We start from the raw sequence: 22848 nt of genomic DNA on the forward strand, positions 1-22848 counted from the left end.
ACTATCGGCTAAACTCAACTCTGAGCTATCTTTCTAACTTAGAGTAAATCAATTACTTGTTGCATCTGCCTTGGGTATCATAACGAGGTAGAATATTTTGTAGTAGAACTTACAAAAAGGAATATTTTGTAGCTAAAACTACTAAAATATCCAATGGGATCAAGCCATTAAAGCTTGGTTTAAATGTAATTGGTAAATAGGACAGAAATTATAAATATTAAGTAACTGTACAATAATTACATAATTTGTAATTATTAATTTACAAAAAATTCTGATAACTAATGAAAATCGCTACTTGGAATGTCAACTCAATTCGCACTCGTCTAGAACAGGTTATCAATTGGTTAACTACCAATCCTGTTGATGTTCTCTGCTTGCAAGAAACCAAAGTTGTGGATGCCGAGTTTCCGCGATCGCCTTTTGAGCAGTTAGGCTATAACCTTTATGTATCAGGACAAAAATCTTATAATGGCGTAGCCATAATTAGCCGCCAGCCACTCGCAGACGTAAGTACCGGGTTTAGGGCGATTTTGCCAGATTTACACCACGAATGGGATGAGCAAAAGCGGGTGATTACAGGTGTAATTGATGGTATTCGGATTGTTAACTTATATGTTCCCAATGGTGCAGCAGTCGGAACTGAAAAATATGAATACAAAATGCGCTGGTTAACAGCACTACACGAGTATTTGCGATTGTTGGTGTTGTCAGAACCTGCAATTTGTGTGTGCGGTGACTTCAACATCGCCCTAGAGGATAAGGATATTCACGAGCAAGTAAGTACAGAAAATCACATTATGGCAACAGAAGCAGAGCGCCAAGCCTTACGGGATATCCTGAAATTGGGATTTGCTGATGCTTTTCGCAAATTCACCACAGAAGGCGGAAATTATAGCTGGTGGGATTATCGCGCCGCCGCTTTCCGTCGCAATTTAGGTTGGCGGATTGACCATCACTATCTCACACCTATCCTGTATGAGCGTGCTACAAGTTGCATTATTGATGTCGCGCCCAGAAAATTAGCGCAACCTAGTGATCATACGCCGGTAATTGTGGAATTTTGAATCGGGTATTGGGTATTGAGCAATCCTGGGATTTTTAGAAATATAGTTTCAATCCCTAATAGGGATTTTGATTAATTGCAATGTAACGGACGACGATGTTAAACAGGCTATAGCGTTTCAATCCCTAATAGGGATTTTGATTAATTGCAATAACGATCGCCAGTGGAGTACCTAGATGAAAAATGTTTCAATCCCTAATAGGGATTTTGATTAATTGCAATCTGGGCCGGGCTTGAGGTCATCGGCAAGGGGGAAGTTTCAATCCCTAATAGGGATTTTGATTAATTGCAATTAATTTGATGCGATAGTGTTTCCCATCACTAGCGTTTCAATCCCTAATAGGGATTTTGATTAATTGCAATACTCAGTTCGGCAAGTTTATTGCTACAGGAGAGAGTTTCAATCCCTAATAGGGATTTTGATTAATTGCAATCTTAAAGAAGAAATATATGATTTAGTTTCTACTGAACAGGAGAGAGTTTCAATCCCTAATAGGGATTTTGATTAATTGCAATCGATCACCCCCCTGAAACTCCTCAAAGCATTGCCAGGTTTCAATCCCTAATAGGGATTTTGATTAATTGCAATGCGAGGTTTAGTTTGTTCAGCTTCAAAAGCCAAGTTTCAATCCCTAATAGGGATTTTGATTAATTGCAATTACAAGTGTTCCAGGCTAGTGGTTAATTCCTGCTTGTTTCAATCCCTAATAGGGATTTTGATTAATTGCAATTGCGGGAGCCTGAAACGCAAGCTATATTTAGTTTTCAAGGTGCGGTTGCGCGATTCAAGGGCAATCATAGCATTAGAGAATTCGTTTGGAAAGAGCGCCAGGAAAATTTAAAGGCTGAAATCGCATTTTGTTAAGCATTTCAGAGGTTGCGCGGATGAGGATTAGGCGACTAATAGGTTGAAAACCTTGCTGGAGTTGGGATAGAAGCATTTTTTTGAGGCTGTGGAATTTGTACACCTACCCTTCCGCGCATTTGAGATACAGAAACCTAGCCAGAAGAAGACTCAGCAAAGAAAATTGTTTCGTCTCGTGGCTGTTCTCCGCCAATGCGTTCGACTTTTCGCTGACAACAGGCACAGAGAAAATAAAAACGAACGCTATCAGTGTCGGGTTTTATCAATTTAGATAAACGCGATCGCAGTTTAGCATACTGAGTGGGAGTGATATCGCACTCAAAGACACTCAGTTGCATCCATTGTCCGTAAGACTTCAAAACCGAATGGATTTTAGTCCGACGCTTATCTTCTGGAATGTCGTAGCTGACAACAATATACATGAAGGGAGTGGGGAGTGGGGAGATGAGGGAGATGAGGGAGAATGAATAATTACTTGAGAATTAAAGGGGGATATTTATCGATTTCGTTCATGAGGTACTTACTTAATAATCTCGCTTGAATTTCAAAGGCTTCTTGATAGGTGCATTTGTTTCCCATGACTGGATGTTTGAAATTCGATAGTTTCTTTTGTTGGTAGGCGCGAAGAATGTATGCAGTCCTTCTTTGGTTAAATTCACAGCACCACTGAGCGGTTCGGTGGTAAAGTCAGTTAGGGTTAGCGATCGCTTGTTAATCAGCGACAACACTACAGCATCCACTATTAAAGGACGAAATTCTTCCATCAAGTCTAAGGCTAGGGAAGGTCTACCATAACGTTCGACGTGTAAGTATCCTAGATAAGGATCGAAACCGACAATATTTAAAGCACTTTGCACGTCATGACGTAGTAATGAATACCCGAGACTCAGTAGGGCATTAACTGGATCGGTTGGTGGGCGGCGGCGTCTGGCTTCAAATCGAAATTCTGGGGTTTTGATTAGCTGTTGAAAAGAACCAAAATAGGCTGCACTACCAGCACCTTCTAAGCCTCTGAGAGAATCAATACTGCTGGTTTTTTCGATTGGTGCGATCGCGTTTTCCAATCGAGTGATGTTATTATTCAGGTCAGTATCAGGATGTTCTCGTTGAGTGCGAAGTAAGCTATGGCGGTAATTTTTCAATTTACCCCGCACAAATCCTCTGACTAAATGTATTGCTGGTTCTGATTCTCCCACAGCTTGCCATTGGGCTTTCCGAACAAAGATATTTTTAGTAGCTTCTGGTTCTAAACGCCCTAAATATCGTCCGTTTTGCGTGAGAAATGTTAAACAAATGTGACGTTCTAAAAGTTCACTGACGACGGCAGGAGAAATAGTAGCCCGTCCTAGTACTACTATTCCCTCTATTTTAATTAAAGGGATATCCAAGATTGTTTTTTGTTCAGCTTTGACGGTGAGACGTTCGTCAACTTTACCGATAAAAGCATCGGCTTGTGTTACGTAAAGTGTTCCCATTTTTGATGATTTCTAGTAATAGTTTGGGCTTGGGTGAATAAATTTATTAGGTATAATTCAATACGGCTGTTAAGGATTGTTGGTGTAGATAATTGGTTTTTCAAGACGCGATAAATCGCGTCTCTACATGATGGTTTTGTTGCTCATCCTTAATTGTATTGGGGTATAATTTAATGCACTTCTTGGTAACTTCTGACTTTATCAATTGCTTTGGGTAAACATTGCGAATAAAGACTGCATCCTTGGCAGCGTTTGCTGTAAACTGGTTTTGGCATTGCTCCTGTTTCTAGGAGATTTGTGACAGCTTCAATAGTTGCGATCGCACTTTGCCGTAACTCTTGATTAATCTCTACTAATTGCCGTTGATGGGAGTGGGCATAATAGATATATCCAGTGTTAACAGGTTGTCCTGTCATTTCTTCCAAACATAAGGCTTGGGCACAAACTTGCAACTCATCGTTATCCCATTCGCCTTTGCGTCCTCGTTTGTATTCCACTGGATAAACTTGACCAGATTCGGCTTCAATTAAGTCAGATTTGCCGATGAGTTTGTATTGCTCAGACTTTAGCCAAATTGCTCGAATTTGCCAAGTTTCTCCTCGCTGTACATCGCTTGTGGTGTGGACGCGATCGTGTAAAGTTGTACCTTCAATTGTGTATTGATTATCAGTAAATTCGCCTGCACAAAACATCCGCCAACAGCGATGCGGACAATAGGCATATTGATTCAATGCCGCAATGGAAATATATTCAGTTTGATTCATAACTTAGGTGGTTTTTAAATGATTATTGAAATTAGGGAGAATATAGCCGTCGCGTCATTCCCATACCCATTGTTGTTTTTCTTCCGACACCACTATATAAAGCAAAGTCAGCTAAAGCGTTAATTTGCTTAATTTGTATTGGTTCAACTGTCCCTAAAATCTTATAGGTAACTTCGCCAATAATGCCAATGAATTTGCTGCGAGAGTCGGCTAAAATCTCTGTGTGAATGTTGACAAAAGAAGGGAATATTGACTCGATCGCAATCTGAGGAAATTCTATGCCACTGTATTTATTCCACCGCGAAAGTAGAGAATTGAAAACAGATTCTCTGGTAGGAAGAGTAGTATCATACTGTCCTTGACGGAAGGCGGTGGGCGTGCAGAAGCTAAGGTTGATGGAAGAATTGCGTAGGCGTAGCCCGTCGTAGACATCGCTAGCTTCTTCGTATAATTGAGCATAAGTACTGGCATTTGCCCAAGGTTGAATAGATTGGGGTGTGCCTTGAATGCTGGTAATATACAAATCAGCCGGGCCAAGATGCCAAGGGCGATTGGGATTAAGATTTAGCCAGAGTTGGGTAAGTTTGCCAAATAGAGTGTCATTTAATAAAGAGATGCGCCACCAACAAGGAGTTCCTGCGGGAATGGGTTGTTGATGTAAATATTGCAATTTAGATCCACTTTTACCTCCCTTCAAAAGGGGAGAATTTGTATTATTAATTTGTAAAGGGGAGAGGGTAAAAGCTTTATCAGCAGTGGAATCGTGCAAGCGATCGCCTAGTTCTTTATCTACAGAACTAACAAGGGTTAAAAATAGGGCGTGGAGATGTCTACCTGTGAGATACTGTGGTGGAATGGGCGATTGAGGTAGCAAATTCAACACTAAACTATGAGGCATATTTTCTCTTTTTGGTTGTAGACTGAGTGCTTCTTGACTCTACAGTAAACTCAGGGATTTCCTGGAGTTCAGCATCACTCAAACTATACTGTTCACAAACGAGACTTAGACGATTTCCTGGGGTTTTTACAGCGTTAACCGAATGGGTTAAATCACCTTGAAAATAAACTAAAGTATTGATTTGGGGCTTAATTTGCCCAAGTTGGCGTTTGTGCGATCGCAATACCAGTTCTCCCCCTTCCATATCCGCAGGTACGCGCACATAAAGCACACTGACAACCGCAGGTGGTTCAATGGTTTTGGAGTAGGAACGCAGGGAGCGATCGATATGCGGATCGACGCGGGAGCCTTCTTTTAGCTGTAAAGGATTGAGGTAAAAAGCATTACAATTCGGCTGGAGAGCCAAATCTAGGTAAGGCTTGAAGTAGGGAAATTGCTGTTCTACCTTTGCAAATCCAGAACGCTGGAACACTACAGAAAATCCTTTAGTGGCGACAAAATCGCGGTTGAGGTTGTTGATAGCAAAGTAAGGACAAGCTTGGATTTCTCCCCACAAGTTGTTTAGGTAGTCGCTGGGGAAAGCGTTGGTTTGTTGTTGATAGTGTTTCACGGGGGATAGAGGAGCGATCGCTGAATGTGGTATCTAAAATTTTAAAGACTATCGAGTGATGATAGTAGTATTCTTTTAAGTTAGAAAAACTACATAAGGAGAAAGACCAATGAGAATTGATGATTACAATGCAGCAAAGGCACTAACTGAAAAACTTAAAGAGAACTTACCCATTAAAGCACGAGCAGGTAAGGAGTTTTTGAAGACATTAAAGCAAAAAGGAGTAAACGCCGATCCAGACAGAGAATTTGAAATTGATTTCGTTGGCTATTCAGGAGATGAAGGCGGGATTATGTGCGGACTAAAAGAGCCAAATAATCCCGAAAGTGAAGAAAAATATGTTTCTTCTATTACTCATCTCAATATTGATCCTAATCATCCTCTAGCTGTTGAAGTCCAGACTTACCAACGCCAGCGAATTCATAAGTTAATGTTGCAAGATTCAAGAGGTTTTAAAGCCGAGTTAATGACACTAGAGCCTCGAAAAAATAAAAACCGTAGTAAAGGTTTTGGGAAGTGATTAACTCCGAAAACGATATTCTATCAGAACTGGAATTTTTAAGTTTTGAATGCCGTCAAATTGATAGTATTGACCTCGCATTTGGACATTCTGAATTAAGCTAACTGGAGGCATATTCACAACATCATAGCTAATCACTTGATTGGTGAACATGACATCTAAAGGATTTAATGGATGTGTACAAGTGAATATACCTTCAGAAACTTTAGGTTTCGGTAATGGTTCAACCGTCACTTCGGCTTTGCTCATCCATTTACCCAAGCGAATCCACTTTGGTAGTTTGAGTTCTTTTTGAGATATGACAAAAAACTCAAATTTGCTTTCTGCGGCTATTTCCTTTGCTCTGCCAAAACTGGGGATATTTTTTTGGGTTTTCTCCATTTCAACGTGGTAGTTGTTGTTAGCATACTTCCAGGTGTTGAGGATGGAAGAATGATTGAGCGATCGCGCCGGAGTTACGTAAATTTGCTGTTGATTAAGTGGCGTTAGATGCTCCTCATATTTTGGCACTTGTTCGGGGCAAAAATATCGATAGGAATGTTCTTCAGCAACGGTAGTAGAGTAGATTTGGCTATCAACTAAACCCAGTGCGTAACAGAGGGCGTAATTATGAATTATTGGCTCTGTTTCATACAATCGCCCGATTTCACGAGTAGCAAAATATAGGCTGTCATGTAGTTCTATTTGACAGCGATAAATAAACGCCATTACTCTTTCCCCGCTTTAGCAGCAGTTTTCTTCTTGCTGATATGCTTCTTGGCATAATTTTTAGCTTCTGCATCAGCTTTTTGCAAAATTGCTTGAATTCCTTTCTCGCTTCCTGTTAAAGTCTTTACTTCATTAATTAGGGATACAAAAGCATCACCAATTAAATCTGTGTGAACAATAAACTCATCAGCCATTAACGCTTCAATAGCATTTTTAGCGGCAGTAATTACATCATCTTCATCTAATGGATCGGGTGGATTTATTGTGTTATTAGCCTTCATTTGGTCATATATTGCTTGAGTCCATCGCAGGTTACTGGTAATTTCTCCGTCAGCAAATATAACGCCAATTAACTCATTTCTAACGCGACCTGTACGGGTTGTTTGCGCTCCATAATGACGAGTTCGCAGAATATTATTAAAAACGTAAAGGAAGCTAGCTTCAGTGGGGTCTTTCAACGTGACAATGCTAGGAAAGAAAACTTGCGGTCTAATGTGATCTTGTTGATTAATTCGACTAGTAACTTCACCAGGTTTAGAACCATTTTCACCCTTGGAAGCCATCGTGCCATTTTCATAAGGAGCGTTGAGGGTAAAAGTTTCGTGTGATTCATCAAAAGCTGTAATTGAAAATGCCGTGTCTACTACAACTTTCGATTTCTCAGAACCAGAATCACCAATAGCAAATCCGTAAATGATGCAATCAGGATTATCCATTGCAAAATTAACGTTATATTCGCATTCTTCAGCCGTCATCAAGCCATAATTACGCAGCAATTCCCGACCAACTAAACGCTCTGGAGTAGACTGTTTGCGCTTGAACATTGACAAACGGCTAATTGTAGTTTTGTCTTTTACTCCTGCTCTCACCCTTGCTTTATTCAGTTCTGCATCTGTCTGGAATAGTGGATAAGATTCAGTAATGCGAATAGTCAAGAAATGAACATATTTACCCATTGGTTTGTAAGGAATCTCAGTTTGAAAGAATTTAGGTTCAACAGTTTTTAAAATCGCCATGATTATCTCCAAGAAATTATTTACTACTTGTTTACGTTTCTAGCAAAAATGGTAAAGGGAAATCCCTACTCATTCTCGTTATCTATTTCCGCAGATTTTTCATTTTTACCTGCATTTTCTTTATCATCTTCAAGACGATAAAGAAATTCGCAAGTATCTCGAATTAAGTTGAGTTGACGACCAGCTAAACGAGCGCGATCGCCTGAAAATGAGTTATCAAACACCTCCACTACAAAATACTTGGCAAAATCTAGAACAGCTTGCCGTTCTTCTTCTCGTTTGCTCATGATCCAACGTCCTTCAGCAGTAGAAGAATGAACGCGATCCATGAGTTTAAAAACTTCTGCTGCAACAGCCACAACTAATGTTTCTCCCTGAAACACACTTGACTCAGCTTTGAGTATAGTTTCAGCCGCAATATCAACTGGTTTCAACACAGCATTAGACTTAGGATTATAACGTTTATTAGCTCGGTAAAATCTGCGGTATAAATCTGTTAATTTCTTAGGATGATTCAGACTTGATGCTTCTCCCACAATTAATTGCTCCATATTTTTGTCATATTTCACATAAGGATCAAAACAAGGATAAAAATGATAGGCATAAAGCCGGATTTTTTCAATTCGCGCTGTTTCTGATCCCTGGTTACGCACCCAGCGATTGAGATAAGAAAAGACGTACAACGGACTGGTTTCAAAATCTTTAGCCAGTTCTGTAAATCTCCCCCAGTTGGCATCGTAACCAGACTTACCCTGTCGCGCATTCACATCTAAATGAATGGCGTAAGCGGCAGTAAGTACATTTAAAGGTGCTGGGTATTGGATGCCGTTTTCATTCCAGCCTTCGAGGATGTAGTCAAGACGGAAGCGATCGCGCCTTACTAAAGCACGGAAAGCATGAGGCGCACTATCAAGGAAAACGCTTTCCTCAAACTCAGCCCCATCATTAAAAGGTGGAATTGGCGACTCTGAAACCACAGTTTTAACATCTAAAATCATCGGGAAAGCAAACGCTAACCAAGTTGGCATTACCCAAGATTCTGTATCGGTGCTGTCTCTTCCTGGCGGGAGTGCCATGAAGTAAAATGTTAAAGGCTGGTCTTCAGGATAGGAAAGCTTAAAGGTGCGATCCTTGTCACGCTGGAGGTTTTCATCAATTAAGAAACTATCTACACTTTGGTAGCGATCGCGCCCCAAGTTCGCCTGTAAATCCTTACTGATAAAATGATTGCGAACGCTCGTATCAAAGCGAGTTTGAGCAATACCATTGTATGCTTTCTGCAAAAACTTGTTAGTCTCTGGAGTAAAGTAATAAGTAGGATAAAAATAGAGATAGCGATATTTACCATCTTCAAATCGCTTACCTACAGCTTGGGTTTGATTCATCAATATTTGCCTCAGCATCATCTCCACACCTGCAATACTGGAGATATTGCGTTTAGCGTTAGAACCTCCTAACATTTGCTTGTTTGTATAAACTTGAGGCGTAAATAAAACTGCTGATTCCATTTGCTCCGTAACCGTGTAAGCAGAATGAGAAATTGAGCAGATTAATTGTTTCCCCCGCCCTGCTTTTTTCGCCGCGTTGTAATTGTCTAACTCATTTAGAAATGTTTCAACTTGAGTTTTAACAGATGGCTCTTGATTAGTGCCTGGTAACATGACAACTCGTTTTACCCAAAGCCTTAAATCATCCCAACCATCAGGTAATTGATATTGAGAAATTATCGGAGCAATTAAGGTTATCAAATAGTCGATTACTTGCTGGCAAGCTTCGCGGACATCTTCAATTCCTGGATGATGTTCTAAATATTTAGCCGCCAGATAATACCATTCATAAGGTACTCCTCCAGTATTTCCCTTTAACTTGTTTTCTTTGAGACTTTCATTAATGCGTTGAATTTCTCTAATTTGGGGTAAACATTCTGCTAAATTCCAAAATTCTGCAACTTTGTGAGTTAAATCAAAATCGGGAACTGCTGGCAGCTTTTTATCTTTCTTACGAACAGAATCAACACGATTAACTGTCTCTTCCCAAATCTTCCGGCTAACTAAATCACCAAATTCTGCTATTTGGTCAATGCGGATATCGTCTTCAAATTTGAAATCATAATCAGCAGATAAAACATTTTGTTGCTGAAACTTATTTAGATTTTCGCTGCGACTTTTAGCGACAGAACCTTTATTAGGGTTTAAGATGCGTAATGTAGCATCTAACGCTACTTTCATCAAGCCTATATCATCAAAAAATAAGTTGTAATATTCGGCATATTTCATGCCTTTACCATCTCTACCAAATCCTGTTTGTCTGAGGCGTAATTGACCTGCACAAAGCGATTTAATACTGTTAACTACACGGTCTGGTAAATCTTCCGGCGAGATAGCTGGAGCATTGCGCGAAGCCAAGTAAATTACGCCTGTTGGCAGATATAACAAAGGTTCATAGTAGGTATCCTCATCAGTATTGAGACTAGTATGAGCCTGAATTAAAGCATTGTTCACTACATTAGTTAGAACCCCACGATTCTCAGCAATGCTGTGATAGGTAAATTTTAATTGCCCATCACTGAGGCTGTGGATAATTTCTTTAAGTCTAGGATGTTCTGCATCCTGGGGATGTTTAACAATTGAGGCGAGAGAATCAGCTAAACAAGTTAAATCAGATAAACTGCGAAGGGTGCGGTCTTTGAGAACAGGATTCAACCCAAATTCAGAAAAATTCCAGTTAGTATCCCAGCGACGTTGAGCATTATAAGCCATGCACAACAAATCATCTAGATACTCTCGATAAGCTTCAGTATTTTCTGGATTTATAAAGTTATCTAGTCCTAACTGATGAACTTTGTTATCAATAATTTCACGATGTTCTGTTAGCGGTAGCTTGCGGCAGTTTTCAGGTACATCAGGAAATTTTTCAAAATCATGTAAAATAAATCCAGCAATTACTAATCTACGTTCTCGCTCTTTCACTACTCGCTGCACTGTGGTATTGAGTTTTTCTAAACGTTTCTCAATTAAATTTGCTGGGAATAATCCATTGAGTAAGTGAGTATTCAGCGATTGGTCAGCAGCATTATCTCGTCTAACTTTAGTTTTTCCTTCAGCTTCTCGCTGTTGGTCAATTTCATCAAAAAACTTACCGCCTTTCGCAGTTACACCAATGGCTATCCGCAACAGATTTGGTAAAACATATTCACCAAAATCTGCCATTACTTTATCATCTGGATTTTGAGCCTGAATTGCCTCTCGTAATAACTTGAGTGTTAATAACTCGCCTTCGGTTTCAATAGTGCGGTCTGAAGAATCACCATCAAAACCAAAATCACCTGATAACCAATCATCATTAGACATTTTCAAACTCCATTTTTTTACTCCACGCCTTCTAGCAACTTGGCAACTTGCTCTGGAGCCGGAAGCTGATTTTTTAATTCTTGAGGCAATGTAGAAAACAGTTTATAAGTTGCTATACCAATTGGTTTATTCGATTCTCTCAGTGCATACTCAACAATAGTTTTATCCTTGGATTTGCAAAGAATAATTCCGATTGAGAGATTTTCGTCTGGGAATCGAGATAAATCATCTAAAGCCGCCAGATAAAATTGCATTTTTCCCACATACTCAGGTAGGAACTCTCCAGTTTTTAACTCAATCGCAACTAGACATTTTAATTGGCGGTGATACAGCAATAGGTCAATAAAAAATTCTTTATCGCCAATTTCTAAGCGATACTGACTACCAACAAAAGTAAACCGCCCACCCATTTCTTGCAAAAATGGTTCAACTCTTGCCAAAATCGCCTGTTCTAGCTGTCGTTCACTGTGTTCATCTGCTAGTTCCAAGAAATCAAAAGTATATTCATCTTTGACAGCTAGTTTTAATTGGTTACGAATCTCTGCTGGAACAGTTTTATCAAAGTTAGTCTGATTCAACAAAGTCTTTTCATAGGTTTGATTTTCAATTTGGTGAATCAAAACATTCTTTGTCCAGCCAAATTTACGAGTCATTCTGATATAGAATTCCCGTTCTAGGTTATCTTTGCACTTCTCTACAATGACCAGATTGTGAGTCCATCCAATTTCTCGCACCATTGGTGCGAGTTTTTCATTGTTGACATAAGATTCATAAAAAAGCCTCATCCGCCAGAGGTTAGCAGCAGAAAATCCGCTAATTCCTGGAAACTCTGCTTGTAAGTCTTTTGCTAACTGTTCTACTACGGATTTTCCCCAACTAGCGCCCTGCTGTTGAGTAACAATTATCTGTCCAATGTCCCAGTAGAGGTTAATCATTTCCCGATTAACCGCTTTTAGTGCTTCGTACTGGGCTGAACGAATACGCTGTTTGAGTTCCATTAGCAAATGTCTGTAATTGTCTGAAATCGGGTTACTCATACTAAACTCCAATTTATAGAAGCTCCTAAATTATATTTTTATTAACTTGCTTGTAATCACATATAACTTGTAAAAAATAATCTACTGTCTATTAGGGCAGAATGCCTGCCCTAATAGATATTTATAAATTCTGAAATTGAGGAGGTTGGTAAACAAAGAAATTCTTATTTACAACCTCCTTAACTAACTAAGCAGCCAATTTTATAAACTCTAGAGGAGTAATACAGATTTGCTGCGGAAATAGATTAAGTTCAAGTTGCTCATACTTGCTTGATTGCTGAATCTCTTCAACCAATTCCGGTACATCCTCAGTTACAGAAGGTTGTTCTGAAGTGTAAGGTTGCAGGTCAAAGAGTTCCAACTGAACATAGTTGTCCATCAGTTAGAACCTCCACTTAATTTTTAGGAATGTTTTCTCAAGAAAATGAGATTTAAAAGGTCTTTTATTACGTCAGAACCTCCATTTAGATTTTGGGCTTCTGCTTGCTTCATAAAGAAGCGAAGCATTAGTTGGACGGCTGTGATTATCAGTTCAACTACGGGAGAAGCATAGCGTCGGACGGATGCAAGCATCGGTACAACGAATCTCCTTCTCTGTCCTTGTAGGCTGACACCAACAAGTAAAGAATAGCACATGAAAGTTTTCTGACAATAAATTCAAAGACCTTATAAAATTCTTGTGAATTCTCCTATATCATTGAGGGTGGAGAGCGATAAAGTATTGAGCAAACTAGAATCCCTATCAGGGATTGAAATCTCCTTTTCTGCACTTGAAGGCTTACGCCCTCCTACTGTAAATCAGTAACCAAAATCCCTATCAGGGATTGAAACCTTAAGCAACCCATATCTCATTTCCTTTGCTTTTAAACGTATAAGCAAGCGTATCTAGCAGCAGCGCAGAGTGACCAAAAGCGATCGCACACGGTGCAGTTGCATCATGAAAGCTATACTGATCGCTGATGCCATAAATCTGAAAATTCATCGGTAGCCTTAGCCGCATCCGCACTTCAGCAAGAGGACGGCGAATCACGTAACAAACCAAACCTTCCTTTTTTAAGCGTTTGTTAATTTCCCCAACCCAATAGTTATCAGGTTGCCAAATTTCCACACCTGTCAAAACCTGAACTTTCCAAGCGTCAGCAATTGGCTGCAAGTTGCCAGAATAGGTAAACTTCCAGTTCAGCCGTTCCTCTCGGTAAGAACGCAACTTCATAAATGCTAGACAATGAGTAAATCTACCTTTGGCTATGGGTTGTCCCGTTCGTTCTGCGGTTTCTTTAAGTGTCCGTATAAATGCTGCTTCCGTCCACATTTCAATTTCTAAATTTCCCAAAATACCCGGTAAATCGTAGGTTTTAAACCTATCTGACTCGTTTTCTTCCGTTAAGTCGTATAAACCACATTGCAAAGGACTTGAACCTCGAAAACTAGCAGCATCCTCAGCAATGGGATTACCTGATTTACCAGAAAGTGCTTGCCAATCTTTCGCCCATCCCGAAACACGTCCAGCCGCAGACTTCAGACTAGTTTCAAATACTTGTTCACAGGCTTCTTGAAACTTGTCTCGGCTTTGTGCATACTGTTGTTTAATTGTGCGATCGCTCAACTGATAAAACAGCCAAAATGATTGCACAGCCCCCCATCGACGATAATAACCACGAAAATCGTTGATTTGTCGATAATTCTCAGTAATTGTATTGTGAAAAAAGGGGCGATCGCAAATACTATTCACTTCTAACGGTGGAGTATCCCCCTTAAACAATCGCTCTACCAAAAAGTTAGGAACTAAAGAAAAAGCTGTGAAGTTCTCAAACTTAATTTTTTGACCATCTTTCTCATATTCGTCATGTCTTCCTAAGCGTCCTAAACGTTGGATAAAGTTACCTGCATCTGATGATTCAAAAATTAGGAAATTGATTTTGAAATCAACCCCTACATCAATTGTGCTAGTACCAATAACCAAGTCAGCAACAAGACTTCGCTCCTTTTCTCCTTTTCCCGATAACCCTGTATTCTCTCCAACTTTCAAGCCGTAAGGCTGTAAGATTTCCCGAAAAAATTGAGTGAGGCGTTTGACTGCTGCAATTGAGTTAAGGATGATTGCGCCTTTACTTCCTGGATACTGCTGAAACTGAGCCAAAATCAAATCACTATTTTCTTTTAGCCAGGTTTCCGAAGCTTTAAAGGACGGTTCCAAAGGAATAAAATTCAGCGTAATTGTCCGCGCTACTTGTCGCCAGCCCTGTGTTTGCAGTTGCTGCCCTTCTTCTTGTGTATCGGGAAATTGATATTTATTTTGTTTTAAAGGATCAATTTCTTTACAACGAAATCCTGCTTTTTCTAATCGCCCAATTAAGTTTGTATCTGGTGTGGCTGAGAGAAACAGAAATTTCTTGCGGCGATTTGTACAGCGAATTAACAACATTGTGTTAATCACACTAGCAATTTGTGGAGCAGCAAAAACATGGAATTCATCAAAAATGAATAAGTCAAAATCTTTATCAATTCTGCCCCATAATTTATCTGGACTATCGCCACGAATTATATAAGCACCTCGATGTAAGTAGTGAAAAATATCAGGGTTGGTTAATAATGCTTCTCTCTGGTTAGTGAGAGTTGCGATCGCAGCTCCTTTTTTCAATCCTTCGTTTTCTGCATAAATCTCTAAATCAGCCCCACTTAGTCGCACTACACGCGGCTGATTTTCTGGCTGGAATTTCTCAACATATCCTCTAATCTGCGTTTCTTGATCGCGGGCGAGTTCATTGGTTGGGTAAAGTCCGATCGCAGAAAATTCGCCCTGAAGAACTTCTAGGTAAGCCGCGAGACTTTTACCATCACCAGTCATCGCAGTGTTGAACACGACATCAATATTTGGATCGCGCAATGCTTCTAAAGTTGCGGCTTGATGCCAAGAAAGTGACCAATCTTTAGGTAATTTAACCCCGTCATGTGTTGGGACGGTTTGCGAGTAAACGGGTTTGAGAGTAATTTTGTATGCTTGCGTCATTTGTCTTTTCTTTTTGAAAATGCGTGATGTCCAGATCCCCGACTTCTTCAAGAAGTCGGGGATCTAATTTTTCACGAATGATTTAGGATTGCTATAGCTATCTCTTGTCATCTCCGCAGCATAAGCAATACACGCCAGGATATCTTCTCGTTCCAAACCGGGATATTCTTGCAAAATTGCCTCTATTTTTTCTCTACTTGCAAGAAGGTCGACAATTAAACTAACCCATATACGATGACCTTTAATACAAGGTTTACCGAAACAAATATTTGAATCGATGGAAATTCGAGATAGTAAATCGTTTTTAGTCATTAAAACTTCTCCAAATTTGTCGTCATTCTTCTCAATGAATCCCCTTCTCCTAATTCTATATTCGGACTTACACTTAAATAGTGTCCGTAACTAGTTGTTAAAAACTATATTGGCACGCAAAATAGAAGTTGACAAGAGAGCTTATGTATAAAGTACACGGACATTTTTAATGAGTCGAAAAGGTCAATCTATTACACTGTCGATATCAGAACGTGATAAAGCCGAGCTAGAAGCGATCGCTCGTGAATTCGGTATGATGTGGGGAGAAGAACCTAATATCTCTAAGTTAATTAAAGCGCTCGCTCAACGTAAGTTACTCATTGGTAACAATAACGATTGGAAAGAACCACGCATCAGGGCATTACATAGATGTATCAATGCGTTGACAGATATCGGGCAAATTGAACAAGCCCAAATCATTGCAAACTTACTTCTCGAACGCAGCGAACTATCATTACCGTTGCGTGGCGAAATCGAACGTTTTTTAGAGAATTTGCCCCCACCTTGGCGCTTAGAGATAGACCGCTATATCTTGCGCGAACAGCCCTTTCAGCTTTCCTATCAAGATGCAGCAGAGCGTGTGTTTAATTTTACCGTTCGCTATGCCAAAGTTACACCCCACGAAAAGCGGGTATATCTTGATTGCTGGTGTGAGGAAACAGAAGGAAATTTTGATATCCCAGAACTGGTTCACAACTGGAGTTTACGATTAGACCGAATTACGGATGCGGCGGTGACTTCAATTTCCGGTGAGTGGCGTACTAATTTGGATGAGATAAAAGTAGAAATGCACTTATTAGCAAATTTGGCTTTTGCTTATCAAGCTAAACCAGAAGATGATATCCATGAATGGCTACCAGATAAACCAAAAGTTCGACGAGTGATTAGGCGAGTATCGAGTACATTTTGGTTTATGCGGGAAGTCATGCAATATGCGCCAGATTGTGTAGTGATATTACCAGAGAATGTGCGCGATCGCCTAAAACAAAAACTTCTCACCCTCTGCAATTTATACGATATAGAAACCAAGTCTTAACTCTTTCCCTCTCCGAGTCGGAGAGGGACGATTTTACTACGTAGTAAAACCTTCTTAGAGGTCTTTTCATCCTTGACAAAAGTACACTTCCATAAGATGCACTCATGTAGCCGTTATCTGCGATCGCCTATAGCCATTTACAATACGTAAGTAAGACAAATGACGTAATAACAAGCCTTCTAGACATCAATTCTAAAAATTAAAGAAAAAAATAATTACTAATTGCTTAAAAATTCCGGTTTATTTCGCTTTGGGATGATAAATAAAAATAATAGCGTTGAATGTCATGCCTCCTAACACGAAGGATTACTGAAATTCTTCGCTGCTTTCAGAATGACTACTCAGCATCAAACAACATCTGCCGCCAATCAGTTTTTTGCTGGCGATGCTTCTGCGCTACCAAGCCTTTTGATGCAGCTACATCAATGGGCTTCTACCACAAAACTTGCTCTAGATGTATCTAAGTAACTATGCTGATAAAGTCTAAAGATGCCACAGTATCTAGGAGCAAATTCTAAAGCAATTGTAAAGGACTTGGTGCCATTTTGGCAGGTTTTGATCCCAAATATGGGATATTAGTAGATTGTACAAATCTCTATTGTTATTCACTATCTACCGACAACTGCTGAGTACAAGTTTAAGTAATTTAATGAAGTAGGAAATAATACATGGTATTATCACTGTCTTCTCATAACGTTATCCAGTATCTGCTAGAAGCGGGGCTGTGTAGCTCAGAAGATGACGCATCAGATAAATCTGAGTTGCCAGGAAGTAGTAAGAACAATTTCGGTTTACTAGTGACTCTAGCAGATAATCGTCAATTGCTCATTAAACAAGAACGTAACGTTAACAACAATGACGCAGCGCCCCATGAATTGTTTCATGAGTGGCTATTTCACCAGTTGCTCCAGCAGTTTCCAGTTCTTGGCAATATTTCTGCCATCGCACCATTAGTAGTCCATTTTGACCAAGAAAATTCTATCCTTGTCCGCAACTACTTAGGTGATTATCTGGAGCTTGCGACATTCTACCACAACAATGATATTTTTCCACAAGAAATTGCCACTGCGATCGGCACTACTTTAGCGGGACTCCATTGCGCAACCTATAACCGCCGAGAATATAAGGATTTTATGGCAACTGCTCCCCAAGGAGAGTTTCGCTATGGCTTTTACAATCCGGCGCAAGGGGTAGAGTCAATTGGGCCGGAGATTTTTGGAACGGTTCCCACGGATGCGTTGAAATTCTATTTACTATACCAGCAGTCGGAGAGTTTGGAATCTGCGATCGCAGATTTGGCATACGACTGGAATCCTTGCTGCTTGACTCACAACGACCTGAAATTGAATAACATTTTGGTTCATTCCAGGTGGGAGAAACTAGACAATTGTCTAGTACGACTAATTGATTGGGAAGCTTGTTCTTGGGGAGATCCAGCTTTTGATTTAGGTACTTTACTAGCAAGCTATTTAGGAATTTGGCTCAAGAGTCTTGTAGTAGATCCCACTATTGAGTTAGAAGAATCTCTAAATCTAGCATTGACACCGTTGGAGAGTTTACAACCTTCAATCATTGCCCTAATTAGGGCTTATCTAAATGCTTTCCCCTTGATTTTGGAATACCGCAATGACTTTATTGTACGAGTTATCCAGTTTGCGGGGCTAGCACTGATTCATCAAATTCAAGATATGATTACGTGCCAAAAATCTTTTAATAATTCTGACATCTGTATGCTCCAAGTAGCTAAAAGTTTACTCACTATGCCGCAGCAAGGTGTACTGACTATTTTTGGAATATCAGAGTCAGAAATTCTAAATCAAGCAAAAATTCATAAACTTCCTCAACCTGTAAAAGAGCCACAGTTACTTCGTCTTTATTACGAAAAAACTCGGCTTCGCGGTTGTTAATGGCAGGGAATAGAGCAATTATGAATTCTGGTTCCTGACTCCTGAATTCTGTTTTTTAAAGTTTAAGTTCTAAATGGATTAATGCTAAATTACTCTATCAATCAACCGCTAACTTCTCTATTCGACATTGCTAAAAATATCCAGATTGAGTCTAATTTTTGTATTTATCATCCCAATTATCAACCCTTTGGTCTGCCGACTAAAATAGCTGAGAGATTTCAGCACAATTCTGTAGATTTACAACAGAAATATCTCACTCTACTGCTGCGGAACTTTCTCTATGGGATCTATTACAATGGCTCTCTACAAAGTACTTTAGCAGTCAATACTGATACGCCAAAGCAGAATTTAGCAGATAATTCCATTTTGGAAATTGATTGGGACTTTTACGAGCAATTGCACGCCAGTAATCACGGCATAGGTTACTTTGACCCCCGATGGCAGGTGTTGCGTAAAGAACCTGATGGTACTATGGCAGTGATTAAAGGCGGTTTAACACTTTATGTTGAGCCAGGCTGCCATCTAAAATCCAGCAAAAAATCTACCAAAGTCGGTGACATGCTAGCAATCTGGATGCCCAAAAATAGAATGCAAAATGGCTATTACTTGGCAGTTAGCAATGTCGGACAGGAACGCCAGAGCAACCCTGATGCTGATTTGGGAGCAGGGCGAATTTACTTTAACTTTACCGCATCTGGTGCGATCGCTCTCATGGAAAGTCTGACACTGCAATTGAATGCAGCCTCGATTCCCTTTAGCTTTCAGGTTCTCCACAATCCCAGTGGATATGGACGCTATGATTCGGGGCTACTCTACTTTGAACTCCCCGACTATCCAGCAATTCGCACAATCCTTCAGGCTATTTATCTAGAAAATCAATCCTATTTCCAGCCGGAAATTCCTTTGTTTACAAAATTTTTAGCACCAGGGTTAGGTTTAGCCGAAGAACCAATCCAAAAATTTGCAGCACAAGAAAGTTTTGGGATGAACCGTTGCCAAATTGTCGCTAATGCTTTATTTGAAGCTTGGCAAAAGGGTAAGAATGCAATGGAAGAACGGATGAGGACGATTGACCAACACTTTGCACGCCATACAATTGACTTGCAGCGTCCCTACCTTAATCCTAATTCTCAAGACATTTATTTACCTTTGAATTAAGTAGCAATTAAGTAGCACCATTAGAAGTCTGGACATTTAGCAATTACTACATTGGGGTGCGTGTAGAAACGTAAAACTGTCTCTACGTTGTCTCCAATCCACATTGCGACCTTATCGGGGGTGACGCCGCTACTAATAGCCCATGTGGCGAATGTGTGTCTCGTAGCGTATGGCTTGAGGTAGTAGGGTAGTTTATGTTGTGCTACCAGTTCACTAACCACGCCAAGGTAAGAATATTTTCTTTTATAAGTTGATGTCGTCCCCTTCCAAATATCGTTAAGTCCATAGCTAGTCATTCTGCTACCTAGCTTAGTCAGAAAAACTATTTCGTCTTGGTTGGGTGATTCTGGTCTAATTTCTAAAAGCAGTTTTTGAAGCTTTGAATTTGGAAATGTAGGAAAAATTCGCTTCTTCCCATTTTTGGTTCCTTTCAATATTCCATGCAGGTTTCTTGATTTGCTGATCGATATTTGGCAACAGTCTGGCGTGATATCTCCCCAAGTCAATGCAAAAGCCTCGCCCGTTCTACAACCAGTCCAAAACATGAATTTTACTAGAGGCGCGTAGTAGGAGTAAGTAGAGTGATTTTCAAACGACTGAATGATAATATCTCTCTGCTCTAAGGTGAAAGCTCTGTAGTCATCAACATCTGTCGATTTTTTCTTGGGCTTGCCAATAACTAATGAGGAGAAGGGATTGTTAGCGATCAGTCCTGAGTCAACAGCCCAATCGCAACATCTACGGTAGTAATTTAAATTATCCCAAGCCATGTGCAAGGAAATATTACTCAGGAGCCAATCACGAATTTTCGGAGCATCGGTCAATTCTTTGGTTGGCAACCTGCGGATGTAACGAGCGATCGCGGCATAACTCCCCCTAATAGTAGTCTCTTCAAGTTGGCTCGATTTAAAATCTGTAAATTTTTCCCAAAGTTGCTGTAAGTCCATTTGGTGCTTATCTTCTAGCTTTTTTAGTGGCAGTGCTGCGGGGTTAATTTGTTGGGTCGATTTAAACTGGTAGCTGGCAAGCGTGGGGTCAAAGCGTTCGAGTGCAATATCATTTGCGATCGCGTCCCTCTTGCTCCTCACAATCTCCCGATTACGCTTGGTATCCTTCAGCCCGGTGCTGATAAAAAATTGTTTGGGAAATCCTTTTACCCAGAAACGAATAACCAGTTTCTTTGTCCGGGCATCAGAGGTAATCCACTTATCTTCAGTCACGATTGGTCAGTTTTATGGATATCTTCAAAGGTTAGGTAAATTCTGCTCTCTAGTTGATTAGGCGGACGGCATGGATAGGGTGCAGATTTTTCTATTAGTCTCAGCCCATTGCTCTCGGCATTTTCTAAAAATAGTTCTGCTGCATTTTCCACAGTTTCTTTAGCAGCCCATACCCGAACTCTGATTAATTTAGTTGCTGCTTTGGCTGGGGTATCATCCCTTTCCCACTCCTTCTTCCCGGATTGCCAATACCAGCCCAATCGATTTAGTTCAGAGTAAAGTTGTTCTTGTGAGGAGTGTGGAAAGGTTAATATTTGGCAGGCTTTTGAGTACTTGGCTGTTCTTTTCATAAACTACTGTTAACTAAAAATCATCTGCATTAGATGATGAGTTAGTGTTATCAGCTTCAAAAGGGATATCATCTGGGCTGACCTCCTCCTGTGGTTCCAATGCTGATTTTGTTGCTAATTCTTCCTTCTTTAGCTCTCGTAGTTGTTTTCTTAGCTCTCTAATCTCTAACTCGATTTTTTGAGTTACATCTTCCCTAATTTTTCTCTCGACTTCTTCCATTAATCGGGACATTTCAGCGTCTAAATCGTCTCCCTCGTGAACTTCAGCAGATAGTTCTAAGTGCTTACTCTCGTAATTTCCTAAATTTAAAATTCGTTTGTAGCTGATAGTTTTGAATTGCATAATTCCTCTCCAAAATTGTGAAAATTACAGCTTTGAAATTTTGTCTACAGCCGCCAGAATCCGCCTTGTGGGCTATTTTCGGCGTCTACAGCCGAAAATTTGGCGCTAAAAAATTGTAGACGGTGTAGACAGACTTTTGAGTGTTTATCGGCAAGGTATTGAGCGATCGCACTTCCACTCAACCACTGCTTATTTAATCGGTAATTTATCTGTAAAGCATTGCCTACAGCCTGTAGATGGACTGTAGGCAAGCTGTAGACATTACTTTGACCACCTCCAGCCCAAGCGATCGCCACTATCTACCACTTCCCCCAGCCTCCTGTCAGCAAGGGATTGAAAGAGAATCCTGATATTTTCTGGGTCATCTTTCTTAAATTGCTGGCTTGCTTGCTGGAGTACTCGGGCCTTCAAAATCTCCCCTGGATGCTCTTGTCCCCAGGTGACAATGATTTGCTCATATTCATTGAGGTCTTGAGGCGATCGCACCTCCTCATTTCCCCCGCCGGAGTTTTCCGGCTGCACCATGCCCCCTGCTCCCCAGTTGCTCAGGTCAAGCTCACAGGGTTGGTCATCGACCATAAACCGCCTTTTACCACCAGCTTTCAACCACTGCTCTAGTTGAGGATCTTTAAGTTTAGTCTTGGCGTGGTCACGCCCAAACTGCCCCAAACGCACGAGACAGAAGCAGCTGTAGAGCGTGTCTTTATCACCTTGTAAGCCGAAATTTTCAGCCGTGTCATTTTGAGCTAACGCGCAAATAAACTGCTTGTATCGCCTACCCCGTTTGGCGTGGCGTTTTATCCAGGTAGCGGCGTGGTCACACTCATCTACTAATATTGGGAACTCCTCAGCAATTAGGAATCTCTCACGACCTGCGATCGCGTTATCTCCCCCCTCTCCGCGAAGCTCTACAAGCTCCTCTAAGGTTTTGAGGTCATTACCCATCGCGGTGTCGATGGCTTTGAAATTTCCTTTTCTGCCAATGACATCAGATTGATCCAGCCATGCCCAATCATCCGGTTTAGCGTCGCTGTCATAGACGACTACACGACCGCCAATTTTAGAGGATAGATACTGGGTAAAGGTTGATTTCCCATCGCCCGTGCCACCGACTAAGGGACTTCCAGAAAATAAATTATTCCATTAACAATAATGATAATCATTTTAAAAGGGGGGATGAAGGGGCTGCCGACGGCAGCCCCTTCA

General features: G+C 40.4%; 23 protein-coding genes, 1 pseudogene and 1 CRISPR repeat array. Of the genes and pseudogenes, 6 read left to right on the forward strand and 18 right to left on the reverse strand.

Annotated elements, in window-relative coordinates; all coding sequences use genetic code 11:
• The first annotated feature begins 281 nt into the window (after positions 1-281).
• Positions 282-1064 carry an exodeoxyribonuclease III gene (gene xth / locus V7K25_RS29970; RefSeq protein WP_335163304.1) on the forward strand — a complete coding sequence of 261 codons (783 nt, stop codon included), beginning with the start codon at positions 282-284 and terminating at the stop codon, positions 1062-1064.
• A gap of 45 nt (positions 1065-1109) precedes the next feature.
• A CRISPR array of direct repeats spans positions 1110-1794; the repeat unit is 37 nt; unit sequence GTTTCAATCCCTAATAGGGATTTTGATTAATTGCAAT.
• 268 nt (positions 1795-2062) lie between these two features.
• Here xth and cas2 read toward each other — a convergent pair.
• The 5 genes and pseudogenes from cas2 to V7K25_RS29995 all read right to left on the reverse strand — a co-directional run bounded on the left by cas2 (position 2063) and on the right by V7K25_RS29995 (position 5675).
• Positions 2063-2350: a CRISPR-associated endonuclease Cas2 gene (cas2, locus tag V7K25_RS29975; RefSeq protein WP_335163309.1), complete on the reverse strand. Its 288-nt coding sequence runs from the start codon at positions 2348-2350 to the stop codon at positions 2063-2065.
• 49 nt (positions 2351-2399) lie between these two features.
• Positions 2400-3403, reverse strand: a pseudogene (gene cas1d / locus V7K25_RS29980) (type I-D CRISPR-associated endonuclease Cas1d).
• A gap of 170 nt (positions 3404-3573) precedes the next feature.
• Positions 3574-4167 carry a CRISPR-associated protein Cas4 gene (gene cas4, locus V7K25_RS29985; protein WP_335163311.1) on the reverse strand — a complete coding sequence of 198 codons (594 nt, stop codon included), beginning with the start codon at positions 4165-4167 and terminating at the stop codon, positions 3574-3576.
• Positions 4168-4198: 31 nt separating this feature from the next.
• Entirely contained in the window at positions 4199-5065 is an 867-nt protein-coding gene (gene cas6 / locus V7K25_RS29990; protein ID WP_335163313.1) for a CRISPR-associated endoribonuclease Cas6, read from the reverse strand.
• Positions 5055-5675, reverse strand: a complete 621-nt coding sequence (locus V7K25_RS29995) for a 2OG-Fe(II) oxygenase (protein ID WP_335163315.1) — start codon at positions 5673-5675, stop codon at positions 5055-5057. The genes cas6 and V7K25_RS29995 overlap by 11 nt, the downstream gene beginning before the upstream one ends.
• Positions 5676-5784: 109 nt before the next feature.
• Here V7K25_RS29995 and V7K25_RS30000 point away from each other — a divergent pair, with 109 nt between their 5' ends.
• The gene (locus V7K25_RS30000) at positions 5785-6195 is read left to right on the forward strand and encodes a hypothetical protein (RefSeq protein WP_335163317.1); all 411 of its coding nucleotides are present in this window, start codon (positions 5785-5787) and stop codon (positions 6193-6195) included.
• Here the strand turns inward: V7K25_RS30000 and cas5d are convergent, their stop codons facing one another.
• From cas5d to V7K25_RS30040, 8 genes are all read right to left on the reverse strand, one after another.
• Positions 6196-6903: a type I-D CRISPR-associated protein Cas5/Csc1 gene (cas5d, locus tag V7K25_RS30005; protein ID WP_335163319.1), complete on the reverse strand. Its 708-nt coding sequence runs from the start codon at positions 6901-6903 to the stop codon at positions 6196-6198.
• Positions 6903-7919, reverse strand: coding sequence for a type I-D CRISPR-associated protein Cas7/Csc2 (cas7d, locus tag V7K25_RS30010; protein WP_335163321.1), 1017 nt, complete (start codon positions 7917-7919; stop codon positions 6903-6905). Before cas7d ends, cas5d begins: the two co-directional genes overlap by 1 nt.
• A gap of 65 nt (positions 7920-7984) precedes the next feature.
• Positions 7985-11269 carry a type I-D CRISPR-associated protein Cas10d/Csc3 gene (gene cas10d / locus V7K25_RS30015; protein ID WP_335163323.1) on the reverse strand — a complete coding sequence of 1095 codons (3285 nt, stop codon included), beginning with the start codon at positions 11267-11269 and terminating at the stop codon, positions 7985-7987.
• 17 nt (positions 11270-11286) lie between these two features.
• Entirely contained in the window at positions 11287-12306 is a 1020-nt protein-coding gene (locus tag V7K25_RS30020) for a PDDEXK nuclease domain-containing protein (RefSeq protein ID WP_335163325.1), read from the reverse strand.
• 187 nt (positions 12307-12493) lie between these two features.
• Positions 12494-12685 carry a hypothetical protein gene (locus tag V7K25_RS30025; protein WP_292819790.1) on the reverse strand — a complete coding sequence of 64 codons (192 nt, stop codon included), beginning with the start codon at positions 12683-12685 and terminating at the stop codon, positions 12494-12496.
• 23 nt (positions 12686-12708) lie between these two features.
• Positions 12709-12942, reverse strand: a complete 234-nt coding sequence (locus V7K25_RS30030; RefSeq protein ID WP_292819787.1) for a hypothetical protein — start codon at positions 12940-12942, stop codon at positions 12709-12711.
• A gap of 196 nt (positions 12943-13138) precedes the next feature.
• The gene (gene cas3 / locus V7K25_RS30035) at positions 13139-15316 is read right to left on the reverse strand and encodes a type I-D CRISPR-associated helicase Cas3' (RefSeq protein ID WP_335163327.1); all 2178 of its coding nucleotides are present in this window, start codon (positions 15314-15316) and stop codon (positions 13139-13141) included.
• 63 nt (positions 15317-15379) lie between these two features.
• Entirely contained in the window at positions 15380-15628 is a 249-nt protein-coding gene (locus V7K25_RS30040) for a DUF433 domain-containing protein (RefSeq protein ID WP_335163329.1), read from the reverse strand.
• A 169-nt stretch (positions 15629-15797) separates the two neighbouring features.
• On the opposite strand from V7K25_RS30040, the gene V7K25_RS30045 reads away from it, so the two are divergent.
• The 4 genes from V7K25_RS30045 (at position 15798) to V7K25_RS30060 (ending at position 19729) form a co-directional block, all read left to right on the forward strand.
• Complete coding sequence (locus V7K25_RS30045) at positions 15798-16664, forward strand: WYL domain-containing protein (protein WP_335163331.1); 867 nt, start codon at positions 15798-15800, stop codon at positions 16662-16664.
• A gap of 333 nt (positions 16665-16997) precedes the next feature.
• Positions 16998-17132: a hypothetical protein gene (locus tag V7K25_RS30050; protein WP_335163333.1), complete on the forward strand. Its 135-nt coding sequence runs from the start codon at positions 16998-17000 to the stop codon at positions 17130-17132.
• A 200-nt stretch (positions 17133-17332) separates the two neighbouring features.
• The gene (locus V7K25_RS30055) at positions 17333-18571 is read left to right on the forward strand and encodes a phosphotransferase family protein (protein ID WP_335163335.1); all 1239 of its coding nucleotides are present in this window, start codon (positions 17333-17335) and stop codon (positions 18569-18571) included.
• An 81-nt stretch (positions 18572-18652) separates the two neighbouring features.
• Complete coding sequence (locus tag V7K25_RS30060) at positions 18653-19729, forward strand: T3SS effector HopA1 family protein (RefSeq protein WP_335163337.1); 1077 nt, start codon at positions 18653-18655, stop codon at positions 19727-19729.
• 20 nt (positions 19730-19749) lie between these two features.
• Here V7K25_RS30060 and V7K25_RS30065 read toward each other — a convergent pair whose 3' ends face one another.
• Genes V7K25_RS30065 through V7K25_RS30085 form a run of 5 tightly spaced genes read right to left on the reverse strand, consistent with a single transcriptional unit; the run spans position 19750 to position 22587 of the window.
• Positions 19750-20949 (reverse strand): tyrosine-type recombinase/integrase, encoded by a 1200-nt coding sequence (locus V7K25_RS30065; RefSeq protein ID WP_335163339.1) that lies wholly within the window; start codon positions 20947-20949, stop codon positions 19750-19752.
• The gene (locus tag V7K25_RS30070; RefSeq protein ID WP_335163341.1) at positions 20946-21299 is read right to left on the reverse strand and encodes a hypothetical protein; all 354 of its coding nucleotides are present in this window, start codon (positions 21297-21299) and stop codon (positions 20946-20948) included. The genes V7K25_RS30065 and V7K25_RS30070 overlap by 4 nt, the downstream gene beginning before the upstream one ends.
• Before the next feature lie 13 nt (positions 21300-21312).
• Positions 21313-21642 carry a hypothetical protein gene (locus V7K25_RS30075; RefSeq protein WP_335163343.1) on the reverse strand — a complete coding sequence of 110 codons (330 nt, stop codon included), beginning with the start codon at positions 21640-21642 and terminating at the stop codon, positions 21313-21315.
• Between the two features lie 44 nt (positions 21643-21686).
• Complete coding sequence (locus V7K25_RS30080) at positions 21687-21938, reverse strand: hypothetical protein (RefSeq protein WP_335163345.1); 252 nt, start codon at positions 21936-21938, stop codon at positions 21687-21689.
• Positions 21904-22587, reverse strand: a complete 684-nt coding sequence (locus V7K25_RS30085) for a hypothetical protein (protein ID WP_335163347.1) — start codon at positions 22585-22587, stop codon at positions 21904-21906. The genes V7K25_RS30080 and V7K25_RS30085 overlap by 35 nt, the downstream gene beginning before the upstream one ends.
• Positions 22588-22848 lie beyond the last annotated feature (261 nt).

Source organism: Nostoc sp., from assembly GCF_036919495.1.
GTDB lineage: Bacteria > Cyanobacteriota > Cyanobacteriia > Cyanobacteriales > Nostocaceae > Nostoc.